General features: G+C 67.7%; 12 protein-coding genes. 10 read left to right on the top strand and 2 right to left on the bottom strand.

Features of this window, described 5'->3' with window-relative positions; translation table 11 throughout:
• The first annotated feature begins 40 nt into the window (after positions 1-40).
• The gene (locus tag G369_RS0101315) at positions 41-1,216 is read left to right on the top strand and encodes an ABC transporter substrate-binding protein (protein WP_019652169.1); all 1,176 of its coding nucleotides are present in this window, start codon (positions 41-43) and stop codon (positions 1,214-1,216) included.
• A 15-nt stretch (positions 1,217-1,231) separates the two neighbouring features.
• Here G369_RS0101315 and G369_RS0101310 read toward each other — a convergent pair whose 3' ends face one another.
• Positions 1,232-1,954, bottom strand: a complete 723-nt coding sequence (locus G369_RS0101310) for a Crp/Fnr family transcriptional regulator (RefSeq protein WP_019652168.1) — start codon at positions 1,952-1,954, stop codon at positions 1,232-1,234.
• 143 nt (positions 1,955-2,097) lie between these two features.
• On the opposite strand from G369_RS0101310, the gene G369_RS0101305 reads away from it, so the two are divergent.
• The 9 genes from G369_RS0101305 to G369_RS0101265 all read left to right on the top strand — a co-directional run bounded on the left by G369_RS0101305 (position 2,098) and on the right by G369_RS0101265 (position 15,590).
• Entirely contained in the window at positions 2,098-2,691 is a 594-nt protein-coding gene (locus tag G369_RS0101305; protein WP_019652167.1) for an HD domain-containing protein, read from the top strand.
• 159 nt (positions 2,692-2,850) lie between these two features.
• On the top strand, positions 2,851-3,618 hold the full coding sequence (locus tag G369_RS0101300; RefSeq protein ID WP_019652166.1) for a class II aldolase/adducin family protein: 768 nt from the start codon (positions 2,851-2,853) through the stop codon (positions 3,616-3,618).
• Positions 3,619-3,746: 128 nt separating this feature from the next.
• Positions 3,747-4,673 (top strand): LysR family transcriptional regulator, encoded by a 927-nt coding sequence (locus G369_RS0101295; protein ID WP_019652165.1) that lies wholly within the window; start codon positions 3,747-3,749, stop codon positions 4,671-4,673.
• 82 nt (positions 4,674-4,755) lie between these two features.
• Positions 4,756-6,183: an FAD-dependent tricarballylate dehydrogenase TcuA gene (gene tcuA, locus G369_RS0101290; protein ID WP_019652164.1), complete on the top strand. Its 1,428-nt coding sequence runs from the start codon at positions 4,756-4,758 to the stop codon at positions 6,181-6,183.
• On the top strand, positions 6,167-7,393 hold the full coding sequence (tcuB, locus tag G369_RS0101285; RefSeq protein WP_019652163.1) for a tricarballylate utilization 4Fe-4S protein TcuB: 1,227 nt from the start codon (positions 6,167-6,169) through the stop codon (positions 7,391-7,393). The genes tcuA and tcuB overlap by 17 nt, the downstream gene beginning before the upstream one ends.
• 199 nt (positions 7,394-7,592) lie before the next feature.
• On the top strand, positions 7,593-10,184 hold the full coding sequence (locus G369_RS0101280) for a type VI secretion system Vgr family protein (protein ID WP_019652162.1): 2,592 nt from the start codon (positions 7,593-7,595) through the stop codon (positions 10,182-10,184).
• Positions 10,184-12,043 carry an esterase/lipase family protein gene (locus tag G369_RS0101275; RefSeq protein WP_026346134.1) on the top strand — a complete coding sequence of 620 codons (1,860 nt, stop codon included), beginning with the start codon at positions 10,184-10,186 and terminating at the stop codon, positions 12,041-12,043. Before G369_RS0101280 ends, G369_RS0101275 begins: the two co-directional genes overlap by 1 nt.
• Before the next feature lie 37 nt (positions 12,044-12,080).
• Positions 12,081-13,034, top strand: a complete 954-nt coding sequence (locus tag G369_RS0101270; protein WP_019652160.1) for a T6SS immunity protein Tli4 family protein — start codon at positions 12,081-12,083, stop codon at positions 13,032-13,034.
• A gap of 249 nt (positions 13,035-13,283) precedes the next feature.
• Positions 13,284-15,590, top strand: coding sequence for a glycoside hydrolase family 3 N-terminal domain-containing protein (locus G369_RS0101265; protein ID WP_019652159.1), 2,307 nt, complete (start codon positions 13,284-13,286; stop codon positions 15,588-15,590).
• A gap of 19 nt (positions 15,591-15,609) precedes the next feature.
• Here the strand turns inward: G369_RS0101265 and G369_RS0101260 are convergent, their stop codons facing one another.
• Positions 15,610-15,969 (bottom strand): hypothetical protein, encoded by a 360-nt coding sequence (locus tag G369_RS0101260; RefSeq protein WP_019652158.1) that lies wholly within the window; start codon positions 15,967-15,969, stop codon positions 15,610-15,612.

Below are 15,969 nucleotides of genomic sequence, written 5' to 3'. Positions count from 1 at the left end.
AATTGCTACACTTTTTTACTAATGTGAAAGAAGGTGTCCAATGAACACGTCACGCAGGGAATGGTTGGGCAAGGCAGGCGCGCTGGTGCTCGGAAGCGGCATCGGCATGGCCCACCCCGTCATGGCGCAGACCGCGCGAACGGCGGCGGCCGCGGCCGGCGGGGCGCGCGTCGTGCTGCTGGGGCAATCGGTGCCGCTCACTGGCAGCGCCTCAGAGATCGGCAACGCCTTCGCGGCCGGCAGCCGCCTCGCGGTGACCGCGTTCAACGAGCGCAATGCGGCCGGCGGCCTGCAGCTCAAGCTGCTGCAGCTCGACGACGGCTACGACGCGGCCCGCGCCGCCGCCAATGCGCGCACCCTGCTCACCACCGACAAGGCCGACATGCTCTTCGGCTTCGTCGGCACGGCCAGCAGCGAGGCCGGCGCGAACGTCGCCACGCAGCAGGGCAGCCTGCTGTTCGCGCCCTTCGCGGCTTCCGACACGCTGCGCGGGGCCGATCATCCGAACGTGTTCCATGTGCGCCCCGGCATGATCGACGAGGCCCTGAAGATCGTGAGGCAGTGCGCCACCGTGGGGCAGACGCGCGTGGCGCTGGTGGGCGACGACGACGCCATGGGCCGCGCCGGCCTCGCGGCCGTGGAGCAGGCCATCAGCGAGCTCAAGCTCACGCCGCTGGTCGCCAGCGCGCTGGTGCCGGCCAACGGCGACAAGCTGGATGCGGCCCTGAAGGAAGTGCAGAAGCAGTCGCCGCAGGCCATCGTGCTGGTGTCGCTCTCGGGCACCACGGCCAACGCGATCCGCAAGCTGCGCAAGAGCGGCTACTCGGGCAGCTTCATGGCCTTCTCCATCGTCGGCATCGACCCGCTCTACGCCACGCTCGGCAAGGACATCGGCGGCATCGTGATCTCGCAGGTGGTGCCTTCGCCGCGCCCCTCGGCCATTCCGATCGTCAAGGAGTACCTCGCGGCCGTCGACAACTCCGACCAGAACCCCTCGTACGAAGGCCTGGAGGGCTTCATCGCGGCCAAGGCCGCGGGCGAGGCGGTGAAGCGCGCCGGCCGGGGGTTGAACGCCGCGGGCCTCATGCGGGTGATGTCGGGCATGACCGACTACGACGTGGGGGGCTTCCGCATCAACCTGCGCCCGGGCCTGCGCGACAGCGTGCGCAACATCGACCTGATCAGCATCTCGGCCGACGGGCGGGTGCTGAGGTAGGCGGCAACCGCCCTTCTAGCCGGTGCTCACGAGCGCACGCAGCGCGTCGAGCGAGCGCAGTTCGATGCGCCCGTAGCCCAGCGAAAGCACGCCCTCGGCCGCCAGCGCATTGAGCTCCTTCGACAGCGTCTGGCGCGTCACGCCGAGCATCATGGCCAGCGCCTCCTGCGGCAGCTGCAGTTCGTGGCGCAGCTGCACCGACTGCGTGGCGTCGCCGCGCGCCAGCACCAGCAGCCGGTGCGCCACCCGCGCGCGCAGGCTGCGCAGGGTGGCGTCCTCCGCGAGGCCGTAGAGCATGCGCACGCGCGAAGCGAGCATCGCCGCGATGGCGTTGGAGAAAACCACATCGCGCATCAGCTGCGCGAAGGCCGCGGGCGGCACCACCAGCAGGTCGAGCGCCTCCAGCGCGGTGGCGTCGTGCGTGCGCGGCGAGCCGTCGATCAGCGTGATCTCGCCGAACCAGTTGCCCGGCTCCAGCACGGCGAGGATGGCCTCGCGGCCGTCCTGGCGCAGCGACGAGACCTTGATGGTGCCCGCCACCAGCCCGTAGAAGCCGCCGTCGGTGGCATGGATGGGGTCGCCCTGGCGGAAGACCATCGCGCCGCGGCGTACGTGGTGCAGCTCGGCCGCACCCACCAGTGCCTCGCGCTGAGCGCGCGGCATGCTCATGAACCACGGGTTGCCTTCCAGCGCGGCACGGTGCGCGGCGGAAAGACGCGGCTTCGAAGAGGCGGCCATGAAGATGGGAATGACGGGGGAATGACGCGGGAACGGGGGTTTACCAGAACCCCGCATTGTCAAATTCTTGACAGTTGATGGTCAAGCGCAGGCATACAGTGGCCAGCTCCCCCACAGGACTCAAAAGAACGGAGACTCCGGCGATGAATGCACGCGCAAGTTTCAAGAGCATGCAGGAAAGCACGCGCGAAGACTGGCAGCTGATCGGTGGCGAATTCATGCAGTTCGCGGGCGGCCTGTCCGCTCGCGTGATCAAGCACCTGCAGATCCTCGAAGGCGACTACGGCGGCTTCCCGGTCGACCGCTACACCCACTCCCTGCAGACCGCCACCCGCGCGCTGCGCGACGGCCGCGACGAGGAATACGTGGTGTGCGCCCTGCTGCACGACATCGGCGACACGCTCGGCAGCTTCAACCACCCCGACATCGCCGCAGCCATCCTCAAGCCCTTCGTGAGCGAGGCCAACCACTGGATGGTGCAGAACCACGGCATCTTCCAGGGCCACTACTTCTTCCACCACATCGGCCTGGACCGCGACATGCGCGACAACTTCAAGGGGCACCCGCACTACGAGCGCACCGCCGAGTTCTGCGCGCTCTACGACAACCCCGCCTTCGACCCCAAGGCCGAGACCCTGCCCATCAGCGAGTTCGAACCCATGCTGCGCCGCGTGATGGCGCAGCCGAAGCAGAGCATCTACAAATCGGCGCTGCAGCCTGCTGCACAGGCCGCCTGAAGTCCGACAGCCGAACGCACAAGGAAGACAAGAGCCACGCAGGAGTCGCAGAGAAGACCGGAAACCATTTCTTGGTCTTCCTCCTGCGACTTCTGCGCAACCTTCGCACCCTCCGCGTCCGGCCGCCCGATTTCGACAACTTCCAAAGGACACCCCACCATGAACGCCTTCGCACAACCCGAAATCCAGAAGCTGGTCTCCGCCGAGGAGTGGCAGCTGCGCGTCGACCTTGCCGCCTGCTATCGCCTCGTGGCGCTGCACGGATGGAGCGACCTGGTCTTCACGCACATCAGCGCGCGCATTCCGGGCCCCGAGCACCACTTCCTGATCAACCCCTACGGCCTGATGTTCGACGAGATCACCGCGTCGAGCCTGGTGAAGGTCGACCAGCAGTGCAACAAGGTCATCGATTCGCCCTACCCGGTGAACCCGGCGGGCTTCGTGATCCACAGCGCGGTGCATGCGGCGCGGGAAGACATCCAGTGCGTGCTGCACACCCACACCCGCGCCGGCATCGCCGTGAGCGCGCAGAAGAACGGCGTGCTGCCCATCAGCCAGCAGTCGACCTTCGTGCTCGCCTCGCTGGCCTATCACGACTACGAGGGCGTGGCCTTCCGCGACGACGAGAAGCCGCGCCTGCAGGCCGACATGGGCAACGCCAATTTCCTCATGCTGCGCAACCACGGCCTGCTGACCTGCGGCAAGACCATCGCGGACGCCTTCCTGTCGATGTACACCTTCGAGGCCACCTGCCAGATCCAGATCGCGGCGCAGTCGGGCGGAAGTGAACTCACGCACGTGGACCCGCGCATCGTGGAAGGCGTGGGCCAGGCCATGAAGGTGCAGACCGGCGGCCTGGGCGGGCAGTTCGTCTGGCCCGCGCTCATCCGCAAGCTCGACCGCATCGACGACAGCTACAAGCAGTAGGCCCTTCGCCGGTCCCGGTTTCCACGGCTGCCAGCGCCTGCGCGACGGGTGCCGGCGGCCATTTTTTTGCCTTCCCGCCGGGGCAGCTGACGGGTGCCGGCACCCGTTGCCGGTGCGATGATCGCCCGATGGAACTGAGGCAACTGCGCTACTTCGTCAAGGTCTGCGAGCTTCGCAGCATGGGCCGCGCCGCGGTCGAACTGGGCGTCGTCACCTCGGCGCTGAGCCAGCAGATCAGCCGGCTCGAGGGCGAGCTTTCCACCCGGCTGCTCAAGCGCAGCGCCAGCGGCGTGGTGCCCACCGATGCCGGCATGGCCTTCCTTCACCAGGCCCAGCTCGTTCTGCGCCATGCCGACGACGCGGTGCTCGCGGCGCAGCAGGCGCGGCTCTCGGGCCACGTGAGCGTGGGCCTGGCGCCCACCACCGCCACGGTGCTCGGCGTGCCGCTCATGCGGGCCATGCGCGAGCGCTACCCCGAGGTGCGGCTGCACCTGGTCGAGTCGCTCTCGGGCCATCTCACGACCATGCTGCAGTCACGGCAGCTCGACCTGGCCGTGCTGTTCCAGACCGACACCCCGCGGCGCTGGAGCGTGACGCCGCTCCTGGCCGAGAAGCTCTTCGTGATCGCCTCTCCCACACTGGCGCACCGCCCTACCGGTGCACGCGTGCGGCTCGCGCAGCTGGCGGAGCTGCCCCTCATCCTGCCAAGCGGCAGCCACGGCCTGCGCTCCACGCTGACGGCCGCCTTCACGCGGGCCCGCATCTCGCCGCGCATCGTGGCCGAGGTCGACGGCCTCGCGCTGCTGATGGATGCGGTGCGCGCCGGCCACGGCGCGACCATCCAGCCCGGCGCCGCCACCGCGCGGCATGGCCGCGACGACCTGCAGCTCACCCAGATCGCCGACGCGCACGTGGGCCGGCGCAACCTGCTCGTGAGCCTGTCGGACGACGAACTCTCCCCCGCCGCGCTGGCCACCCGCGTGGTGGTGGCCGACACGGCGCGCGCCTTGGTGCGCGACGGCCTCTGGGCCGGCGCCAGTCTTCTCGAAACGTGAACACCCGTTGCCCGAACCGGCCTTTCGCCTGAAGGCCGGCCTGCCTACAGTCTCCCGATCCCAAGGAGACCCACGAGTGAGAGTGATCGACGTACTGGTTGTCGGAGGCGGCAACGCCGCCCTCTGCGCCGCCCTGATGGCGCGCGAGGCTGGCGCCTCGGTGCTGCTGCTCGAAGCCTCGCCCAAGGCATGGCGCGGCGGCAATTCGCAGCACACGCGCAACCTGCGCTGCATGCACGACGCGCCACAGGATGTGCTGGTCGATGCCTATCCCGAAGAGGAGTACTGGCAGGACCTCCTGAAGGTGACCGGCGGCCTCACCGACGAGCGCCTCGCGCGCCTGGTGATCCGCGCCTCGTCCAACTGCCGCGACTGGATGCGCAGCCACGGCGTGCACTTCCAGCCGCCGCTGTCGGGTGCGCTGCACGTCGCGCGCACCAACGCCTTCTTCATGGGCGGCGGCAAGGCGCTGGTCAACGCCTATTTCCGCAGCGCCGAAAGGCTCGGCGTGCAGATCCGATACGACACGCCCGTGGCCTCGGTCGAGCTCGACGGCGACCGCTTCGTGGCCGTGCGCACCGAGGCCGGCGAACGCATCGAAGCGAGGAGCTGCGTGCTGGCCGCCGGCGGCTTCGAGTCGAACCGCGAATGGCTGCGCGAGGCATGGGGACGGAACGAGCGCGGCGAATGGCCGGCCGACAACTTCCTGATCCGCGGCACGCGCTTCAACCAGGGCGTGCTCTTGAAGCACATGATCGAGGCGGGCGCCGACAGCATCGGCGACCCGTCGCAGGGCCACATGGTGGCCATCGACGCACGCGCACCGCTGTACGACGGCGGCATCTGCACGCGCATCGACTGCGTGTCGCTGGGCGTGGTGGTCAACCGCGAGGCGAAGCGCTTCTACGACGAGGGCGAGGACTTCTGGCCCAAGCGCTATGCGATCTGGGGCCGGCTGGTGGCGCAGCAGCCGGGGCAGATCGCGTGGTCGGTCATCGACCAGAAGGCGGTCGGGCGCTTCATGCCGCCGGTGTTTCCCGGCACGCAGGCCGGCACGCTCGGCGAACTCGCACGCAGGATCGGCCTGGACGAAGCCACCTTCGTGCGCACCGTGGAGGACTACAACGCCGCATGCCGCGTCGGCCGCTTCGATCACACCACGCTGGACGACTGCCGCACCGAGGGCCTCGCACCCGCCAAGACGCACTGGGCACGCCCCATCGACACCGCGCCCTTCCATGCCTATCCGCTGCGGCCCGGCATCACCTTCACCTACCTGGGCCTGAAGGTCGACGAAACGGCGGCCGTGCGATTCGGCGGACGGCCCAGCCCGAACCTCTTCGTTGCCGGCGAGATGATGGCCGGCAACGTGCTGGGCAAGGGCTACACCGCGGGCGTCGGCATGAGCATCGGCACGGCCTTCGGCCGCATCGCAGGCACGCAGGCAGCGAAAGCCGCGCGGGCCTCCACGAAGAACGACAAGGAGGCCGCGCTTGCAGCAGCTCACTGATCTCGTCGCGCGCGCACAAGCGGATGCCCAGGGCATGCCATCACGGCGCGTGATTCCCATCGCCCCCGCGCTGCCGCTGACCGCCGGCGAAGAGGAAGTCGCGCGCATCCTGCAGATCTGCAACGCCTGCCGCTACTGCGAAGGCTTCTGCGCCGTGTTCCCGGCCATGACGCGCCGGCTGGACTTCGGCAACAAGGCCGACACCCACTACCTCGCCAACCTCTGCCACAACTGCGGCGCCTGCCTGCACGCCTGCCAGTACGCGCCGCCGCACGAGTTCGCGGTGAACGTGCCGCAGGCCATGGCGCGGGTGCGCATGCAGACGTACCACGACTACGCCTGGCCGCCCGCGATGGGGGCGCTGTACCGCAGGGCCGGCCTCACGGTCGCACTGGCACTGGCGGGCGGGCTCGCCCTCTTCCTGGTGCTGGCCGTGGCGATGTCGGGCTCGCTGATGCACGAGCCGATGGCGGGCAACTTCTACGCGATCTTTCCCCACAACCTGCTCGCGCTGGTGTTCGGCGCGGTGTTCCTCTTCGTGATGCTCGCGCTGGCGATGGGCGTGCGCCGCTTCTGGCGCGAGGTGTCTCCGGCGAACGATCCGCAGAACGCGCCAGACCTGCCGGGCGTGCGCGGCGGCGCCAGCGTCGAGGCCGCGCACGACGCGCTGCGCCTGAAGTACCTCGACGGCGGCCACGGCGAAGGCTGCAACAACGAGGACGACCGCTTCACCCTGTGGCGCAGGCGCTTCCACCACTTCACCTTCTACGGCTTCATGCTGTGCTTCGCATCGACCTGCGTGGCGACGCTCTACCACTACCTGCTCGACCTGCATGCTCCCTATGCCTTGACCAGCCTGCCGGTGCTGCTGGGCACTGCCGGCGGCCTCGGGCTGCTGATCGGCCCCGCGGGCCTGCTGTGGCTGAACCTGCGGCGCGACCCGGCGCATGGCGACACGGCACAGCGCCCGATGGACCGCGGCTTCATCGCCCTGCTGCTGCTCACCAGCCTTACCGGCCTCGCGCTGCTGGCGTGGCGCGACACGCGCTTCATGGCGCTGCTGCTGGCGGTGCACCTGGGCGTGGTGATGGCGCTCTTTCTCACGCTGCCCTACGGCAAGTTCGCGCACGGCATCTTCCGCTCGGCGGCGCTGCTGAAGTTCGCGATCGAGAAGAGGCTGCCCAGCCGATTGCAGCTGGGCGCGGATTGATCGCTGGATCTCCGGTGGCGCGGAGGCATCCTGAAATTATTCCCTTCAGAATTTAACTGGCCTGCCAACGCGCTTTCTCTGAGAATTTATTCACGCACCGGCTGGCTTTCAGCGACTGGTCACCCTCCTCGAATCGCGCGCTCGAATAATCCGAAAAAACTAATTTCGGTCGAGCGATCGACTATTCAGGGAGGATCCCGTGACCAAGCCCATCCTGGCTGGCCGTCGCGTCACCATTGCCACGCCCGTCGGCGAGGCGCTGCAATTCCATCGGCTGGTCGGCCGTGAGGCGCTGAGCCAAGCCTACGCCTTCGATGTCGACCTGCTCGGCCGCAGCAACGCCATCGAGCCCAAGGCGCTCCTGGGCAAGACGGCAACGGTGTCGCTGCAGACCGAGCACGGCGGTACGCGCCATCTCGCCGGCATCGTCACCCGCTTCGGCCTCGCTCGGGAGGATGCGCGGCAGAGCTTCTACGCGATGAGGCTGCGCCCCTGGCTGTGGCTCGCGACCAGGCGCCACGACTACAGGATCTTCCAGGACCGCAGCGTTCCCGAGATCGTCGCCGAAGTACTCGGCCGCTACGGGCATCCCTTCGAGCAGAAGCTCACGCGCAGCTACCGGGTGTGGAACTACTGCGTGCAGTACGGCGAGAGCGACTTCGACTTCGTCTCGCGTCTGTGCGAGCACGAGGGCATCCATTACTGGTTTCGCCACGAGACCTCGCAGCATGTGCTGGTGTTCGCGGACGACATCGCCCTTTCGCACGGCCCGCTGCCCGGCGGCGAGACAGTGCGCTACCACCCGCACGAGCAGTCCGGCATGACCGGCGGCGAAGAACCGGCCGAACGCATCTACGCATGGGAGATGGCCGAAGACCTGCGCTCCGGCCACCACTGCACCGACGACTACGACTTCGAGAGGCCCAAGGCTGACCTGCGGAGCCAGCGCCAGATGCCGCCGGGCCACGATCACGACGACCATGAGGTGTTCGAATGGCCCGGCCACTATCTGCTGAACGGCGACGGCGACACTTACGCGCGCATCCGCAATGAAGAGCAGCTGAGCGCACGCAGTCTTGTCAGCGGCCGTTCCAACCTGCGTTCGCTGGCACCAGGCCACACGCTGCGGCTGGCCGGCCATCCTCGCGACGACCAGAACCGCCAGTACCTCGTGCTGGGCGTGGCCTATCACCTGCAGGAGAACCTGCGCGCCACCGAAGGCACGGCCGCCACGTCGGGCAGCTCCATCCAGCGCTTCGCCTTCGATGCGCAGCCCACCAGCTTCGCCTGGCGACCTCCGCGCACGACGCGCAGGCCCCGCACCGGCGGCCCGCAGACTGCTGTGGTGGTCGGCCCCGCCAGCGACGAGATCTGGACCGACCAGTACGGCCGCGTCAAGGTGCAATTCCAGTGGGACCGCCTGGGCGGCAGAGACGAGAACTCCTCCTGCTGGCTGCGCGTGTCTCACGGGTGGGCCGGGGCCCGGTTCGGCACTGCCGCCCTGCCCCGCATCGGCCAGGAAGTGGTCGTCGATTTCCTCAACGGCAACCCCGACCATCCCATCGTCGTCGGGCGCTTCCACAACGCCGACGAGATGCCGGCGTGGAAGCTGCCCGCCCAGACGCACCTGACAGGCATCCGAAGCCGCGAATTCGGAGCCAGCCTGCGCGGAAACCACCTGGCACTCGACGACAGCCCGGGCAAGGTGCAGGCCCAGCTCAAGAGCGACCACCAGTGCAGCAGCCTCAGCCTCGGACACATAGGCCGCATCGAGGACACCACGGGCCGCAAGGACGACCGCGGCCAGGGCTTCGAGCTGCGCACCGATGGGCACGGGGCACTGCGCGCCGCCAGCGGCCTGCTGGTGAGCACTGAACCGCGGCCGAACGCACGGGCGCACATCACCGACATGGGCGAGACCGTTGCGCGGCTCACGCAGGCACGCGAGGTGCACGAAGGCATGTCGCAGCTCGCGCTGGATGCCAAGGCGCACGAAAGCGGTGACCAGAACGAGGTCGCCGCCGAACTCAAGCTGCAGAACGACGCGATCCAGGGCAAGGGCAACCACGCCGCGCAGGGCGAATTCCTCGAGTTCAGCCGGCCGCACCTCACGCTCGCGAGCCCCTGCGGCATCCAGGCCACGGCGCAGGGCTCCAGCCACTTCGCGAGCGCAGGACACAACGCACTGACCAGCGGCGGGCACACCAGCGTGGCCACTGCGAAGAGCTTTCTGGTCTCGGCAAAGAACGCCGTGCGCATGTTCGCCTACAAGGCCGGCATGAAGCTGGTGGCGGGCAACGCCGACATCGACATCGCGGCGCTGAAGAACAGCATCAGCGTGCTCGCGAAGATGAACATCCGCCAGGAGGCCAACCGGATCACGATCGCTGCAGCGGAAGAAGTCGTCATCAACGGCGGGGCGAGCTACACCTGCTGGAACGCCTCGGGGATCGTGCATGGCACGCGCGGAGCATGGCGGGCGCACGCGGCGAAGCACAGCTTCATCGGGCCCGACAGCCGCACGCCTGACAAGATGAACCGGGATGTGCAGACGCGGTTCGACCAGGAGGTGCTGTTTCATCACATCGACGAGGAGGACACGCCTGCGGCAAGGCAGCTGTTCGAGCTGATGCGTGACAGCGAAGGCGCGGCAACGCCCGCCCCTTCGGGCAGGACACTTGCGCAGGAAGCACCCGTTGGCGACGTCACCAGCAACGACGGCACCACGCGGCAGCAGCGCTCTGACGGCCCCGAGTCGTACAAGGTTGCATGGCTCGGGAGTGTCTCCTGATGGCAGTGCAGGGAGAAGAAGAGGACATCTGGCTGGACTTCAGCCTGGGCCTGGACGGCTTCGCGGAGGTCACCGCCGTGACGACGCCGCTCGACGACAGGAGAAAGGTCCGCGTGCGCGTGCCCCCGGGCAAGCTGATCCCGATCGTGTTCCTGCCCGGCATCATGGGCAGCAACCTCCGCCTGTCCCGCGAGCGGCAGGAGCTGCTCAAACGAAGCGACAACCTCGCCTGGTGGCCCGACAAGAAAGGCGATGCGTTCTCGCGGCGCAACGCAAGCGCGGCGGCCCGCCAGATGCGGCTGGACCCCGACGAGGTGGAGGTCGACCGCTACAACGTCACCGACGAGAAGATCGAGGGCAAGAAACGCCGCCGCTTCGATGCCACGGGCGATACGACCATCAGCTCCGACAAGCGCCACGACAACGTGCCCGATGACCTTGGCGACATCAGCAAGCTGCTCATCACCGATCCCAAGGCCGATCCGACGCACCCGCTGGCGAGCAATCGGCAATGCTTCACCGCTGCCCAGAAGGCCCGTGCACGCGGCTGGAGCGAAGTGATGTTCGACGCCTACGGCAGCATCCTGCAGTCGATGGAACGCCTGCTCAACGACATGCTGCGCCGCGAGGAGAACAAGCTCGTCGTGTCGCCGGCATGGGTTGACAAGAGCAATCCCGAAGCGCTCATCGGACGGTCACCATCGAGCTTCGGCGTTCACGACGCGCAGCCGCTGAGCGAGGACGACATCCGCAGGATCGGCAACTGCTGGTATCCGGTGCACGCCTTCGGCTACAACTGGCTCAGGAGCAACGGCGAGGAAGGAAAGCAGCTCGCGAAGAAGATCGAGCTGCTGATCGACACCTACAACCACAACGGCTTCGACTGCCCCGGCGTCATCATCGTCACGCACAGCATGGGCGGCATCCTGGCGCGGGCGATGATGCATGCGGACTACGGCGACATCAGGCATCGCATTCTGGGCGTGGTGCACGGGGTGATGCCCACCACCGGCGCGGCCGCCGCATACAAGCGCATGCGCGCGGGCTTCGAGGGCAGCAACAAGCCCTGGTGGCATCTGAAGTCCCGGTTGATAGGTGGCATCACGCAGGGCGTCCTGGGCGACAACGGCGAGGAAGTGACGGCCGTGCTGGCCAATGCGCAAGGCGGCCTGGAACTGCTGCCGGCAGCCGCCTACGGCACGCAGTGGCTGCAGGTGCAGGACGACAACGGCAAGTTCCTGGCGAAATGGCCCAGTAGTGACGCAGTGAGCGAGATCTACACGCTCGATCGGGACAAGTGGTGGAGGTTGATCAATCCGGATTGGATTGATCCGGCGGGGCAGGCCGGAAAACCCAAGGAAGAAGGAGGAAAGCCGACGGAACAAATAGGTCTGGAAGCCACGACGACCCGGATTGAAGATGCCATGAGATTTGCGGACTCTATCCGGGACACGTTCCATCCACGCACTTATGCGCACTACGGCAGCGACCCTGGCCAGCCGGCTTGGAACGACTTGGTGTGGCGCGTGGTCAATGGCGACCCTGTCATCGCCGGCGACCCGTTGACCTGGACCCTGTTGCCCGGACACGAGGGAGACAACGGCGAGGGTTTGCTGCGCGTGAAAGGCGATCGAGGCGAAGTTCTCAAGCTCAAGCTCCAACCGCCGATGACGCCCAGCGACGGCACAGTACCCGTGGAACGCAGCGCCGCCAAGGTGCGCGCGAAAGCCAAGTTCGTGCAGGCCGGATACGACCACCAGGGCAGCTACAGCGACGCCAATGCCAGCGCAGCCACGCTCTACGGCATCGTGCGCATCGCCGCCGACTTCGACATCCAGTGGTGGTCGGAGAAGAACTGAACTCACCTACCAACCACTGAAGACGAGGATTGCCTGCATGAACCGACGCATCGAGAAACTGTTCGAGTACACCAAGCTACTTTGCTTCGGGCGCTATGTGCTGACAGCACCGGTCGATTCGAGGCTGGCGTTTGGCCGCGACTTTCCGACGCTGCCCAACCGGGCCAATGACATCGAGAAAGTGATGGCCGCCGACCGCGCAAAGATACTGTCAGCAGACAAGACTGCCGAGATTACCTACTTCGGCAAAGGGCCGGCGCCGGATGTTTGGCTCATGCGCTCGTTCAAGAGCGTATCGGCGAAGAAATACGGACTGGAGAGCTTTGACGTTTACTACGTCGTGGGCCCACACATCTTTGTTGGAGGCAACGCCACGGCCAAGAGCAACAACATAACTGCGGACTCCATACTTCAATATACCGTCGAGACCGCCGGCAACCTGCGCGCACGCGAGCCCGACGAGGTCCCCACGGACGAAGGCCTTTGCCATGAATACGGCTTCACCCGTGTCGACGGCAATCGAGGCCCGGCTCTGTCCCAGGCCGGCCTGCACATGGCGGCGCTGCCCGACGTGGTGTTCAGCGTCCAGAGCAACCAGAGCCAGAGCACCAAGGGCAGCAATGGCTACGGCCTGCTCAAGCTCATCAACGACCGCAAGCGGGACGCCGGCAGCAGCTATCCCAGGCTGACGACGCTGCGCGAGGGAAAGAAGAAAGTCCACGGCTGGGACGGCGAAGAGTCGCTGGTTCGCGAAGCCGATGGATCGCACGACTTCGAGTGGATGTTCATCGGTGAAACCGGCAACGTCGCACGTCCGGCCTTGCTGCAAGCGGCGATGTTCACCAAGGTGGCATCAGACCGCGTGGGCGCTGCCGCGGCTTCTTCGCTCGAAGACGAGGAAGCCATCGCCCTATGGGACAAGCTGCTCGAAGGCCTCAAGTTCCGAGTGGCTGTGCCCGGCGCCCCTGCCAGTGCGGTAGCACTCAAGTGAATCGACCCCTGATGACAAAGACACAAGCACCCACCCGCCGCCAGGCTCTGCAGGCCTTGGCATCCGCGCTCGCACTGCCGCTTTCCAACCTCCCATCGGCACAAATCGCACGGCTCGCGTCACAGCAGGCCGCGAACCGGCTCTGGCGCCCGATCAATGCCTGATGGCCGCCAGCGTCACATCAGGCAACAGCCAGCGCCAAAACCCACCGTCCTGGGACGACTCCCGATATCTGCAGAATAGGAGCCCATGCACGTCCGACTCCCGCGCCTTCCGGCGCGCTCTCTCGCCCCCGCCTGCGCCCTCCTCTCCTTCGCGCTCCTCCTGCCCTCCGCATCGGCCGCCCCCGATGCGACGACGGCTGCGTCCCGGCAACAGCAGGACGCCGACGCCCGCATCGAAGCCCTGATCTCCCGCATGACGGTGCAGGAGAAAGCCGGCCAGCTCAGCCTGTACGGGCCCGCCGACATCGACACGCCCAACAATCCGCAGGCCGGCTGGCGCAACGCCCAGCAGGAGACGGCCGACGTTCGCGCCGGCCGTCTCACGGGCCTTTTCAACAACGCGGGCCTCGAAGGCAAGCGCAGGCTGCAGCAGATCGCGACCAGGGAATCGCGCCTGGGCATTCCGCTGATCTTCGGCGCCGACGTGATCCATGGCTTTCGCACGATGTTCCCTATGCCGCTGGCCGAAGCCTCGAGCTGGGAGCCCGCGCTGGCGGAGCGCACCGCACGCGCCGCGGCAGTGGAAGCCACGGCCGACGGCTTCCGCTGGACCTTCGCGCCGATGGTGGACATCGCACGCGACGCGCGCTGGGGCCGCGGCCTCGAAGGCGTGGGCGAGGACGTCTTCCTCGCGAAGCAGTTCGCGGCCGCGCGGGTTCGCGGCTTCCAGGGCCCGGATCTTTCCCGGCCCGACTCGATGCTGGCCACGCCCAAGCACTTCGCGGCCTACGGCGCGGCCGAGGGCGGGCTGGACTACAACGCGAGCGACATCTCCGAGCACACGCTGCGCGAGGTGTACCTGCCTCCGTTCCGCGCGGCACTGGACGCGGGCGCGCTGTCGGTGATGAGCGCCTTCAACGAGATCGGCGGCGTGCCCTCCACCGCCAACCCCGCGCTGCTCACAGGCGTGCTGCGCGACGAATGGAAGTTCCGCGGCTTCGTGGTCTCCGACTACACCGCCGACGAGGAACTCGTGGAGCACGGCTACGCGGCCAACCCGCGCGAGGCAGCCAAGCAGGCCTTCATGGCGGGCACCGACGTGAGCATGCAGAGCGGCCTGTACATGCGCTACCTGCCCGATCTCGTCGCCTCGGGCGAAGTGCCGATGTCGCGGCTCGACCAGGCCGTGCGCCGCGTGCTGCGCGTCAAGCAGAAGCTGGGCCTGTTCGACGACCCCATGCGCGGCCTCGACGGCCTGCCCGCCGCACAGCGCCCCGAGAACCCCGAATTCATCTCGCTGGCCCGCGAGAGCGCACGCCGCTCCATCGTGATGCTGAAGAACGAGCGCATGCTGCTGCCGCTGCCAAAGGCCGGCACGAAGATCGCGCTGATCGGCCCCTTCGCCGAGGGCACCATCGACCTGATGGGCGCCTGGAGCCTGTTCCCCGGGCAGTCGGCGCCGGTGGGCATCGACCAGGGCCTGCGCACGGCGCTGGGGCCCAATTCGTCGGTGAACGTGGTGCGCGGCTCTGGCATCGAATCGGCGCTGCCCGGCGGCATCGAAGCGGCGGTGGCCGCCGCGCGCGATGCCGACGTGGTGCTGCTGGCCATCGGCGAAAGCCAGAAGATGTCGGGCGAGGCGCGCTCGCGCAGCGACATCGGCCTGCCGCAGGCGCAGCAGGACCTGGCCGAGGCAGTGGCCGCCACCGGCAAGCCGGTGGTCGTGCTGCTGAGCAACGGCCGCGCGATGGCGCTCAAGGGCGCGGTGCGCAATGCGCGCGCCATCCTAGTGACCTGGTTCCTCGGCGTGCAGACCGGCAACGCGATCGCCGACGTGGTGTTCGGCGACTTCAATCCCTCGGGCCGGCTGCCCGTGAGCTTTCCGCAGACGGCCGGCCAGGTGCCCTACTACTACGGCCACAAGCGCACCGGCCGCCCCTCGCCCGAGAACGTACCCGACATGGCCTTCAAGACCCGCTATGTCGATGCGACGAACGAGGCGCTCTACCCCTTCGGCTTCGGCCTCGGCTATGCACCCGTGCGCTACGACAACGTGGAACTGAGCAGCGAGCGCATGCCGCTGTCGGGCACGCTGCGCGTGCGCGCCACCGTCACCAACACCGGCACCCGGGAGGCCGAGGAAGTGGTGCAGCTCTACATCGGCGAACGCGCCGCGAGCGTCACGCGGCCGGTGCGCGAGCTCAAGGGGTTCCGCAAGCTGAGCATCGCGCCGGGTGCGTCGGAAGTCGTCGAGTTCACGCTCACGGCCGACGACCTGTCGTTCATCGGCCGCGACATGAAGCCCATCGTGGAGCCTGGCGAATTCGACCTGTGGGTGGCGCCTTCGGCCGCGAGCGGCATCCGCAAGCGCTTCGTGCTCACGCGGGACTGAGGCCCGGCCCCGCCGCGTCCTACTCGCCCATCGCGTGCTCGACCGGCGAACCCGACGGGTTCGCCGATGCCACGGGCGGCGCCACCTGCGACTCCATCACCTCGGTCGGGTGGATCCCGTTGTTCGCGCGAATCGCCTCGGCCTGCACCTGGGCGCGATCGGCGCCGGACACGCTCGGTGCCGGCTGCGACTCGGCAACCTCGGTCGCATGGACGCCGTTGTTCGCGCGCGCGGCCTCGTCGGCCACCGCATCGCGCGACTGCGTGGAATGCGAGAGCTGCGGGTAGTCCGGATCGGCACGCCCGCCCGCATGCGCGAGGGATGCCAGCACCAGCGCGGGCGCGGCGGCGATGCACAGGGCAATGGTTCGAACTCTCAT

This window comes from Variovorax atrisoli 110B (genome assembly GCF_000382045.1).
Lineage (GTDB): Bacteria > Pseudomonadota > Gammaproteobacteria > Burkholderiales > Burkholderiaceae_C > Variovorax > Variovorax atrisoli.
The sequence above is the reverse complement of the archived record's forward strand: the minus strand, read 5'-3'. Positions and strand labels throughout refer to the sequence as shown.

Bases quoted from the DNA above. Each gene is read 5' to 3' on its own strand.
- G369_RS0101315 (WP_019652169.1), top strand. From the start codon at position 41: ATGAACACGTCACGCAGGGAATGGTTGGGCAAGGCAGGCGCGCTGGTG.
- G369_RS0101310 (WP_019652168.1), bottom strand. From the start codon at position 1,954: ATGGCCGCCTCTTCGAAGCCGCGTCTTTCCGCCGCGCACCGTGCCGCG.
- G369_RS0101305 (WP_019652167.1), top strand. From the start codon at position 2,098: ATGAATGCACGCGCAAGTTTCAAGAGCATGCAGGAAAGCACGCGCGAA.
- G369_RS0101300 (WP_019652166.1), top strand. From the start codon at position 2,851: ATGAACGCCTTCGCACAACCCGAAATCCAGAAGCTGGTCTCCGCCGAG.
- G369_RS0101295 (WP_019652165.1), top strand. From the start codon at position 3,747: ATGGAACTGAGGCAACTGCGCTACTTCGTCAAGGTCTGCGAGCTTCGC.
- G369_RS0101275 (WP_026346134.1), top strand. From the start codon at position 10,184: ATGGCAGTGCAGGGAGAAGAAGAGGACATCTGGCTGGACTTCAGCCTG.
- G369_RS0101270 (WP_019652160.1), top strand. From the start codon at position 12,081: ATGAACCGACGCATCGAGAAACTGTTCGAGTACACCAAGCTACTTTGC.
- G369_RS0101265 (WP_019652159.1), top strand. From the start codon at position 13,284: ATGCACGTCCGACTCCCGCGCCTTCCGGCGCGCTCTCTCGCCCCCGCC.
- G369_RS0101260 (WP_019652158.1), bottom strand. From the start codon at position 15,969: ATGAGAGTTCGAACCATTGCCCTGTGCATCGCCGCCGCGCCCGCGCTG.